At 52.9% G+C, this 10,313-nt stretch carries 9 protein-coding genes; 6 read left to right on the plus strand and 3 right to left on the minus strand.

What is annotated here, in order from left to right:
• Positions 1–327: 327 nt before the first annotated feature.
• On the minus strand, positions 328–711 hold the full coding sequence (gene grcA / locus CSE01S_RS18740; protein ID WP_042291706.1) for an autonomous glycyl radical cofactor GrcA: 384 nt from the start codon (positions 709–711) through the stop codon (positions 328–330).
• A 317-nt stretch (positions 712–1,028) separates the two neighbouring features.
• On the opposite strand from grcA, the gene ung reads away from it, so the two are divergent.
• The gene (gene ung, locus CSE01S_RS18745; protein ID WP_042291757.1) at positions 1,029–1,718 is read left to right on the plus strand and encodes a uracil-DNA glycosylase; all 690 of its coding nucleotides are present in this window, start codon (positions 1,029–1,031) and stop codon (positions 1,716–1,718) included.
• A gap of 48 nt (positions 1,719–1,766) precedes the next feature.
• Here the strand turns inward: ung and CSE01S_RS18750 are convergent, their stop codons facing one another.
• The gene (locus CSE01S_RS18750) at positions 1,767–2,804 is read right to left on the minus strand and encodes a tRNA/rRNA methyltransferase (RefSeq protein ID WP_042291709.1); all 1,038 of its coding nucleotides are present in this window, start codon (positions 2,802–2,804) and stop codon (positions 1,767–1,769) included.
• Positions 2,805–3,010: 206 nt separating this feature from the next.
• Here CSE01S_RS18750 and trxC point away from each other — a divergent pair, with 206 nt between their 5' ends.
• From trxC to CSE01S_RS18775, 5 genes are all read left to right on the plus strand, one after another.
• The gene (gene trxC, locus CSE01S_RS18755; RefSeq protein ID WP_042291710.1) at positions 3,011–3,430 is read left to right on the plus strand and encodes a thioredoxin TrxC; all 420 of its coding nucleotides are present in this window, start codon (positions 3,011–3,013) and stop codon (positions 3,428–3,430) included.
• 76 nt (positions 3,431–3,506) lie between these two features.
• Complete coding sequence (tapT, locus tag CSE01S_RS18760; protein ID WP_042291712.1) at positions 3,507–4,205, plus strand: tRNA-uridine aminocarboxypropyltransferase; 699 nt, start codon at positions 3,507–3,509, stop codon at positions 4,203–4,205.
• A 35-nt stretch (positions 4,206–4,240) separates the two neighbouring features.
• Positions 4,241–6,901, plus strand: coding sequence for a bifunctional acetate--CoA ligase family protein/GNAT family N-acetyltransferase (locus CSE01S_RS18765; protein ID WP_042291716.1), 2,661 nt, complete (start codon positions 4,241–4,243; stop codon positions 6,899–6,901).
• A 113-nt stretch (positions 6,902–7,014) separates the two neighbouring features.
• Positions 7,015–8,370: a CDP-diacylglycerol--serine O-phosphatidyltransferase gene (pssA, locus tag CSE01S_RS18770; RefSeq protein ID WP_042291718.1), complete on the plus strand. Its 1,356-nt coding sequence runs from the start codon at positions 7,015–7,017 to the stop codon at positions 8,368–8,370.
• 31 nt (positions 8,371–8,401) lie between these two features.
• Positions 8,402–8,737 (plus strand): YfiM family lipoprotein, encoded by a 336-nt coding sequence (locus tag CSE01S_RS18775; protein ID WP_072015028.1) that lies wholly within the window; start codon positions 8,402–8,404, stop codon positions 8,735–8,737.
• Here the strand turns inward: CSE01S_RS18775 and kgtP are convergent.
• Positions 8,734–10,032, minus strand: coding sequence for an alpha-ketoglutarate permease (gene kgtP / locus CSE01S_RS18780; protein ID WP_042291720.1), 1,299 nt, complete (start codon positions 10,030–10,032; stop codon positions 8,734–8,736). The two genes, CSE01S_RS18775 and kgtP, sit on opposite strands and share 4 nt — an antisense overlap.
• Positions 10,033–10,313: the final 281 nt, after the last annotated feature.

Genomic DNA, 10,313 nt, shown 5'->3' on the forward strand with positions numbered 1-10,313 from the left:
ATTACAAATTTATAGAAATAACGTTGTCCGACTAAAGCAGACAGAAAATTGAAGTAGAGTTGAACGGAGGGTATTTTCTTAATTGCGCGGATAATAGCCGTTTTCCCGCATGTTTATTTAAACCAAACCTAAACCACGAAAAAACTGACAAAACTATACTTACCAGCGCGAAAAATAACGTCGGTGATATATGTGTTGAATGAGGAGGAATAATAAAAGTTTAATTATCGCTAAACTTTTAATCACGCGGGTGATTAATGCAAACAATAAAAAACCCCGGTCGCAGCGCGTGCCACCGGGGTTGATGAATCAGTCTGAGCGGTGTGCTTACAGACTTTCAGTAAAGGTACGAGCGATAACGTCGCGCTGTTGTTCGGGCGTCAGAGAGTTGAAACGCACGGCGTAACCGGAAACACGGATAGTCAGTTGCGGGTATTTTTCCGGATGCTTAACCGCATCTTCCAGCGTTTCGCGACGCAGTACGTTAACGTTCAGGTGCTGGCCCCCTTCCACACGCACTTCCGGTTTCACTTCCATCGGAATTTCGCGGTATTCAATGTCGCCCAGTTTGTTTACTGCAACCACTTCGTCTTCGGCAAAACCTGCTTTTGCAACGATGCAGCGTGCTTCGCCTTTTTCGCTGTCCAGCAACCAGAAGGAATTCAGCAGGTCATCGTTAGCGGCTTTAGTAATCTGGATACCTGTAATCATGTGATGCCTCCCCGGCAAATTATTTGATTAGGGTTGGCCGTCTCGCGGCCAATTGGTAAAACCATTGTTGCTTGAGTGTATATATACCCCCCTGACACCCTTGATTCTTTGATTTAAATCAACAAAAACCACACCACAAAAGTGGTGATGCGATGAATTTATTGTTTTACATCAACTTACGCCCGACCCAGGCATAAACTTTTTACATAAATTTTCAACTTTATTAGAGGCATAGCGCACGCTGCCGGGCGACAGCAGTTTGCGCCATGCAAAGAAGCAGTTAAGCTATGTTGATTGAAAATTCGCAGGAGAGCGAGATGGCCACCGAATTAACCTGGCACGATGTGCTGGCTGAAGAGAAACAGCAGCCCTATTTTGTGAATACGCTTCACACCGTTGCTGCAGAACGACAGTCAGGAATGACGATTTATCCGCCGCAAAAAGATGTGTTTAACGCGTTTCGCTTCACCGAACTGGGCGAGGTAAAAGTCGTTATTCTCGGACAGGATCCCTATCACGGCCCCGGCCAGGCGCACGGGCTGGCGTTTTCCGTTCGTCCGGGCATTGCGCCGCCGCCGTCGCTGGTGAATATGTATAAAGAGCTGGAAGGCTCGATCCCGGGTTTTACCCGCCCCTCACACGGTTATCTTGAAAGCTGGGCGCGTCAGGGCGTGCTGTTGCTCAATACGGTATTAACCGTTCGGGCCGGCCAGGCGCATTCACACGCCAGTCTTGGGTGGGAAACCTTCACCGATAAAGTGATCGCACTGATCAACCAGCATCGTGAAGGAGTGGTGTTCCTGCTCTGGGGATCGCACGCCCAGAAAAAAGGGGCAATTATTGATAAGCAACGTCATCATGTGCTGAAAGCGCCCCACCCGTCTCCGCTGTCGGCGCATCGCGGATTTTTTGGCTGCAATCATTTTGTTCTGGCGAATCAATGGCTGGAGCAGCGTGGCGAAAAGCCTGTTGACTGGATGCCGGTATTACCGGCAGAGAGCGAGTAAGTCAGTGAATGCATGCCCGGCAAGCCCTTGCCGCCGGGCAACGTGTCGTTACGCTTTATTCTGACGCCACCATTCGGCAAGCAGTACGCCAGTCGCGACTGAGACGTTCAGACTTTCGACCTTCCCGGTACCATCGATCTTCACGCACAAATCGCTGGCATCATGCGCAGCGTCCGGCAGACCATCTGCTTCCTGGCCCAGCACAAGCACCACTTTTTCTGGCAAGGCAGTGCTGAACAACGGTTTACCTTGTTCGCTTGAGGTGGTCACGACGGTGTACCCCGCCTGACGGAAATCATCCAGCACATTCACAATACTGTCGCCGGTGATTGGCTGCACGTGCTCCGCGCCGCCTTCTGCGGTACGAATTGCCGCACCGGATTCCAGCAATGCTGCATCCTGCACCACGACGGCCTTCACGCCAAAGTGGGCGCAACTGCGCATCATGCCGCCCAGGTTGTGCGGGTTAGACTCTTTTTCCAGCGCCAGCACGCAGTCCTGCGCACCCGCCTGACTCACCCATTGCTTAACGGTGGTGCCGTTACGTTTTTTGATGAGGAAACAAACGCCGCCGTGATGTTCAGTACCCGAGGCTTTTGCCAGCTCCGCTTCATCTACCACGTGATACGCTTTGCGGTTCGCCGCCATCCAGCGTAGCGCTTCTTTAAAACGAGGGGTAACGCTCTGAATGAACCATGCGCGGACAATGGCTTCCGGACGGCTCTGGAACAGAGCCTGGCAGGCATTTTCGCCGTAAACGCGGGTCTCTTCCGCGCGCTGACGACGCAACACTTCAGGATCGATAAAACTTTTACCGCTGATCCCACCGTGATCGGCTTTTTCCGGCGTCTCGTCACCGGGAGCCCGGGACACAGTACGCCACGGCGAATCTTCACGCTTGCGATCGCGGTTCTGAGAGGGTCGTTCATCGCGGGCGGGGCGACGGCCACCGTCAGCACGAGATTTTCCTGGACGTCCGCCCCCTTTCCCGGTACGCGGGTTATAGGTACGTTTATCAGAATCATCATCACTGCGGACATACATCACTTTGACCTTGCCGCTTTTGTTTTTCAATTCATCGTTCATGCTTTTCTCCACCAGCGCTGCGCGAAGCGCGCAGATTACCCGATGTACACTGAGTTAGCCATTATTTCATTTAAAAGCTTATGACTATTGTACTCATTGAATAAAACACATTGTTGTTTAAAACAGTCTCGTCGATAATATGTAACATATTGGAAACATATCGGCGTTCATGCCGTTCATTATCCCTACTCATCCAGAGGTTAGTTATGAATACCGTTTGTACCAGCTGCCAGGCCATCAACCGCATTCCCGACGATCGGGTTGAGGATGCGGCAAAATGCGGACGCTGTGGTCACGACCTGTTTGACGGAGAGGTGATCAATGCGACCGGTGAAACGCTGGATAAACTGCTGAAGGACGATCTGCCTGTTGTGATCGACTTCTGGGCGCCGTGGTGTGGCCCATGCCGTAACTTCGCCCCCATTTTTGAAGACGTCGCCGAAGAACGCAGCGGTAAAGTGCGTTTCGTGAAAGTGAATACTGAAGCAGAGCGAGAACTCAGCGCCCGCTTCGGCATTCGCAGCATCCCAACCATTATGATCTTAAAGCACGGTCAGGTTGTGGATATGCTCAATGGCGCAGTGCCAAAAGCGCCATTTGATAGTTGGCTGAACGAATCGCTGTAATCTCGTCGGGGCGCATCTTGTGCCCCGTTTTTACCTCTGCGACAATGGCGTTTTTCGACGCACTTCTCAATCCCTAATGACTGAAAACGCTGTTCTTAAGCTTCGTGCTGAACGTCTTGCACGCGCCACGCGCCCTTTTCTCGCCCGCGGTAATCGCATTCGTCGCTGCCAGCGCTGTTTACTGCCGCTGAAACTGTGCCTGTGCGCGACCCTGTCGCCTTCGTGGGCGAAGAGTCGTTTCTGTTTGGTGATGTTTGATACCGAACCGATGAAGCCCAGTAATACCGGACGACTGATTGCCGATACGTTGCCGGATACCGCGGCGTTTCAATGGTCGCGAACCGAACCGCCGCAGGCGTTGCTGGATTTAGTGCAAGACCCCGCGTATCAGCCGATGGTGGTTTTTCCCGCCTCGTATGCCAGCGAAGAACGTGAAGTGATCCTGGCGCCCCCCACCGGTAAACCACCGCTGTTCATTATGCTCGACGGCACCTGGCCGGAAGCGCGCAAAATGTTTCGTAAAAGCCCCTACCTCGACCACCTGCCGGTGATTTCCGTCGACCTGTCGCGCCTGTCGGCCTATCACCTGCGCGGCATCCATGCCGACGGGCAATATTGCACCGCCGAGGTGGCTATCGCCCTGCTGGATCTGGCCGGTGATACCGACGCCGCAGGTGCGCTTGGCGAACACTTTAGCCGCTTCAAAACCCGCTATCTCGCAGGAAAAACCCAACATCAGGGAAGCGTCACAGCACAATTAGCAGAAAGCGTTTAAAATCATTCGGTCATCTCTATGCAAGGGAAACCGATATGAGTCAGCGAGGGCTGGAAGCGCTACTGCGACCCAAATCGATAGCCGTGATTGGCGCATCGATGAAACCCAACCGGGCGGGTTACCTGATGATGCGCAATCTGTTGGCAGGCGGCTTTAACGGCCCGGTTCTTCCCGTCACGCCCGCCTGGAAAGCGGTATTAGGCGTACTGGCCTGGCCGAACGTCGACAGTCTGCCTTTTACGCCTGACCTCGCCGTATTGTGCACCAATGCCAGCCGCAATCTGGCGCTGCTGGAAGCGCTGGGAGAAAAGGGCTGTAAAACCTGTATTATTCTTTCCGCCCCCGCGTCTTTACATGCTGAATTATTGTCCTGTGCCGCGCGCTATAAAATGCGTCTGCTTGGCCCTAACAGCCTTGGGCTGCTCGCGCCCTGGCAAGGGCTCAATGCCAGCTTTTCTCCGGTGCCGATTAAACGCGGTAAGCTGGCGTTTATCTCCCAGTCCGCTGCGGTGTCGAACACTATTCTCGATTGGGCGCAGCAGCGCGAAATGGGCTTTTCCTACTTTATTGCGCTTGGCGATAGCCTCGACATTGATGTCGACGAATTGCTTGACTATCTCTCCCGTGACAGTAAAACGAGCGCCATTCTGCTTTACCTGGAACACTTAAGCGATGCCAGACGATTTGTCTCTGCCGCCCGCAGCGCCTCGCGCAATAAACCGATTCTGGTGATCAAAAGCGGTCGCAGCCCGGCTGCCCAGCGTTTATTACAGACCAGCGCCGGAATGGACCCTGCCTGGGATGCCGCTATTCAGCGCGCAGGCTTGCTGCGCGTGCAGGATACTCACGAACTGTTTTCTGCGGTAGAAACGCTGAGTCATATGCGTCCTTTGCGCGGCGACAGGCTAATGATTATCAGCAATGGCGCAGCGCCGGCGGCGCTGGCGTTGGATGAACTTTGGTCGCGTAACGGCAAACTGGCCACGCTGAGTGAAGAGACGTGCCAGAAGCTACGCGATCTTCTCCCTGCGCACGTTGAAGTAGCTAACCCGTTGGATCTTCGCGATGATGCCAGCATTGCGCATTACACTAAAACGCTGGAATGCCTCCTCGCCAGTCAGGATTTTGACGCGTTGATGGTTATACACTCCCCCAGCGCCACCGCGCCGGGTACCGAGACCGCTCAGGCGCTGATAGAAACCGTTAGCCACCATCCGCGCGGCAAGTTTGTTTCGTTGTTAACCAACTGGTGCGGAGAGTTTTCCTCTCAGGAAGCCCGACGGTTATTTAGCGAAGCCGGACTGCCAACCTATCGCACCCCGGAAGGCACCATTACCGCGTTTATGCATATGGTGGAATACCGGCGAAACCAGAAACAATTGCGGGAAACGCCCGCGTTGCCCAGCAATCTCACCGCCAATACGACGCAAGCCCATGACCTGCTTCAGCAGGCGATTCACGAGGGTGCGACATCATTAGATACTCATGAAGTTCAGCCCATTCTTCAAGCCTATGGGTTGCATACGCTTCCCACCTGGATTGCCAGCGACAGCGCCGAAGCAGTGCATATCGCCGAGCAGATTGGCTACCCGGTCGCGCTCAAGCTGCGTTCGCCGGATATTCCTCATAAATCAGAAGTACAGGGGGTCATGCTGTATCTGCGCACGGCGAATGAGGTTCAGCAGGCGGCCAATGCTATCTTTGATCGGGTAAAAATGGCCTGGCCGCAAGCGCGCATACACGGTCTGCTGGTGCAAAGCATGGCAAACCGCGCGGGCGCGCAGGAGTTGCGCGTGGTCGTGGAGCACGATCCGGTGTTTGGCCCATTGATTATGTTGGGCGAAGGCGGCGTGGAGTGGCACCCTGAAGAACAGGCTGTCGTTGCGCTTCCGCCGCTGAACATGAATCTGGCGCGTTACCTGGTTATTCAGGGAATAAAAAGTAAGAAGATCCGCGGGCGTAGCGCTTTGCGTCCGCTGGATGTGGCGGGTCTGAGCCAGTTACTGGTGCAGGTGTCGAACCTGATTGTCGACTGCCCGGAGATCCAGCGACTGGATATCCATCCGCTGCTGGCCTCAGCCGGAGAGTTTACCGCGCTGGATGTCACTCTGGATATCGCGCCCTTTGAAGGTGATAACGAAAGTCGCCTTGCCGTGCGTCCCTATCCTCATCAATTAGAAGAATGGGTCGAGATGAAAAATGGCGAGCGCTGCCTGTTCCGACCTATCCTGCCGGAGGATGAGCCTCATCTTCAGCAGTTCATTTCCCAGGTCACCAAAGAAGATCTTTATTACCGCTATTTTAGTGAGATCAATGAATTTACCCACGAAGATTTAGCTAACATGACGCAGATCGACTACGATCGGGAAATGGCATTTGTCGCAGTGAGACGCGTTGAGCAAACGGAAGAAATTCTCGGCGTCACCCGCGCGATTTCCGATCCGGATAACGTTGATGCGGAGTTTGCCGTCCTGGTGCGTTCCGATCTCAAAGGGTTAGGATTAGGTCGTCGATTGCTGGAAAAATTAATTACCTATACCCGGGATCACGGACTCAGACGGCTGAATGGGATTACGATGCCTAACAATCGCGGCATGGTGGCGCTGGCTCGTAAGCTCGGTTTCCACGTGGATATCCAGCTTGAAGAGGGTATCGTTGGGCTAACGCTTGAGCTTGCGCCGCCCGAGGAATCGTGAGTAAGGTACTGGAAATGTTGACCACTTTAACGGGGACGGTGTTATCATTGCCCGCTTATGTCGTCTGCATAGCACAGAGGACCCTTCAATGAACAGAGAAGAAATGCACTGTGATGTTGTCAAAATTTAAGCGTAATAAACATCAACAACACCTTGCCCAACTACCGAAGATTTCTCAATCAGTTGATGATGTCGATTTCTTTTATGCTCCTGCCAGGTTCAGGGAGACTCTGCTGGAGAAAATAGCCGGCGCGAAGCAACGCATTTGCATCATCGCCCTGTATCTGGAACAGGATGACGGTGGCAAAGGCATCCTAAACGCGCTTTATGAGGCGAAACGGCAGCGGCCGGAACTCGACGTTCGGGTGCTTGTCGACTGGCATCGTGCGCAACGTGGACGAATCGGCGCGGCGGCATCGAATACCAATGCCGACTGGTATTGCCGGATGGCACATGAAAACCCCGGCGTCGACGTACCGGTCTACGGCGTACCCATCAACACTCGTGAAGCCCTTGGCGTTCTCCATTTCAAAGGCTTTATCATTGATGACAGCGTGCTGTACAGCGGCGCTAGCCTGAACGACGTCTACCTGCATCAGCATGATAAATATCGTTATGATCGCTATCACCTGATCCGTAACGCCAAAATGGCTGACATCATGTTCGAATGGGTCACCCAGAACCTGATGCAGGGTCGTGGCGTTAATCGACTGGATGATACTCAACGTCCAAAAAGTCCGGAAATCAAAAATGATATTCGTCTGTATCGCCAGGAGTTACGCGATGCGGCCTACCATTTTCAGGGCGATGCGAACAACGATCAGCTTTCCGTGACACCATTAGTAGGCCTGGGTAAATCCAGCCTGCTCAATAAAACCATCTTTCATTTGATGCCGTGCACGGAACATAAGCTTACGATTTGCACGCCTTACTTCAACCTGCCAGCGATTCTGGTGCGCAACATTATTCAGTTGCTGCGTGAAGGTAAAAAGGTGGAGATCATCGTCGGAGATAAAACCGCCAACGATTTTTATATTCCGGAAAACGAGCCGTTTAAAATTATCGGCGCTCTGCCCTATCTCTACGAGATTAACCTGCGGCGTTTCCTGAGCCGTCTGCAATACTATGTGAATACCGATCAGCTCGTCGTCCGTCTGTGGAAAGACGAAGATAATTCTTATCATCTCAAAGGCATGTGGGTGGATGACAACTGGATGTTGCTTACCGGTAATAACCTCAATCCGCGCGCCTGGCGTCTGGATCTGGAAAATGCGATCCTGATTCACGATCCTCAGCAAGAACTGGCGGCGCAAAGAGAAAAAGAACTGGATCTGATCCGTACGCATACTACGATCGTTAAACATTATCGCGATCTTCAAAGCATCGCTGATTATCCGGTCAAAGTCCGTAAACTTATTCGCCGACTTCGCCGGATTCGGATCGACAGGCTTATTAGTCGTATTCTGTAATCAAAACCCCGTCCTGTACGGGGTTTTCTGTATGGAGGTGCCGGTGCGTATACTTCTTGTTCTGAGCGTCTTTGTTCTTTCGGGATGTAGCCATCTGGCTCAGGACAGCTGGCACGGGCAAGATAAGGCTCAGCATTTTATCGCCTCCGCGATGCTTTCAGCCGCAGGTAACGAATATGCGCATCATCAGGGTATGAGCCGCGATCGCAGCGCCGCATTTGGTTTGATGTTTTCGCTCAGCCTTGGCGCGTCAAAAGAACTGTGGGACAGCCGCCCTGAAGGGAGCGGCTGGAGCTGGAAAGATTTCGCCTGGGATGTCGCCGGGGCAACCACTGGCTATGCCGTCTGGCAACTGGCGCATGACTAAAGGCGCAGCCCTTTACCCTTGCGGTGCAGCATCAGCGAGACTAAAAACGCGACGATCGCCATAACTGTGACATACCAGAAGAAAGAGGTTTCCATGCCGACAGACTTCAGCGAGAGCGCGACGTATTCTGCGGAACCACCAAACAACGCATTCGCCACCGCATAGGAAAGACCAACCCCCAGCGCACGAACCTGCGCCGGAAACATTTCGGCCTTCAGAATCCCACTGATTGAAGTGTAGAAGCTGACAATTAGCAATGCGCACATGACCAACCCAAAGGCTGCGTAAGGCGATGTCACGTTCTGTAGCGCGGATAAAATGGGTACGGTAAACAGTGTCGCCAGCGCGCCAAAACACAGCATCGAGGTACGTCGACCAATTTTATCAGACAGGGCGCCAAACAACGGCTGAACAAGCATGTATACAAACAGAGCGGCAGTCATAATTCCGCTGGCCACGTTGGCATGCATCCCGGCGGTATTCACCAGATACTTTTGCATGTAAGTCGTGAAGGTATAGAAACAGAGGGAACCCGCGGCGGTGAATCCAAGCACCATGATAAATGCTCTGCGGTTTCGCCATAGTCCTTTCAGCGAGCCTGCTTCTTTCAGAGCTCGGGTTTCCTGCTTTGACGTTTCGTCAAGCTGACGACGCAGCCAGAGCGCGACCACGGCCAGTACTGCGCCTAACGCAAAGGGTATACGCCACCCCCACTCTCTGAGCGCTGCATCCTCCATGCTGTGCTGTAAGACTACTACAACCAGCAGTGCCAGCAATTGCCCACCAATCAGCGTCACATACTGAAACGAGGCATAAAAACCTTTTCGTCCTTCTACAGCGACTTCACTCATATAGGTTGCGCTGGTGCCATATTCTCCACCAACAGACAGCCCCTGAAACAGACGGGCAAGCAGTAACAACGCTGGCGCCCATGTGCCGATGGTTTCATAACCGGGCAGACAGGCGATCACCAGCGATCCCATACACATCATACACACCGATAACAGCATGGATTTTTTTCGCCCATGTTTATCGGCTATCCGACCGAACAGCCAGCCGCCAATAGGGCGCATTAAAAAGCCTGCGGCAAAGACGCCTGCGGTCTGGAGAAGTTGAGTTGTGGTGTTACCCGAGGGGAAGAAGATGTGCGCAAAGTAGAGGGAACAGAAGGAATAGACGTAGAAATCAAACCATTCAACCAGATTCCCGGATGAGGCACCGACAATTGCCCATACGCGGCGACGGGTATCACTGTCGGTCAGTGACCCGTTCACAGTTACACTGCTTTCTGTCATTAGAATTGTACTCCTGCCAAAGATCTGATTGTGATCATCAGTTGTGTTTGCTGTCATTTTGGTAAATGAAATGTTATTCAATTGTTATATATTATTATGTGACAGGGGTCGAGGATTTAATTAGCAGTAGAAGGAATTCAGAGGAAGCTCAGTGTGTATGGGGGTCAGGACCCGACTTTTACCATAGCCTGACGGCAATCGGTCTGCAGAGCAGTTGGTCAACTTAGGCGCCAGAAGGATGCTTGTTCGCGGCGGATGTCGCTGCGCTGAGATGGCCTGTA

Source organism: Citrobacter sedlakii NBRC 105722 (assembly GCF_000759835.1).
Taxonomy (GTDB): Bacteria; Pseudomonadota; Gammaproteobacteria; order Enterobacterales; family Enterobacteriaceae; genus Citrobacter_A; species Citrobacter_A sedlakii.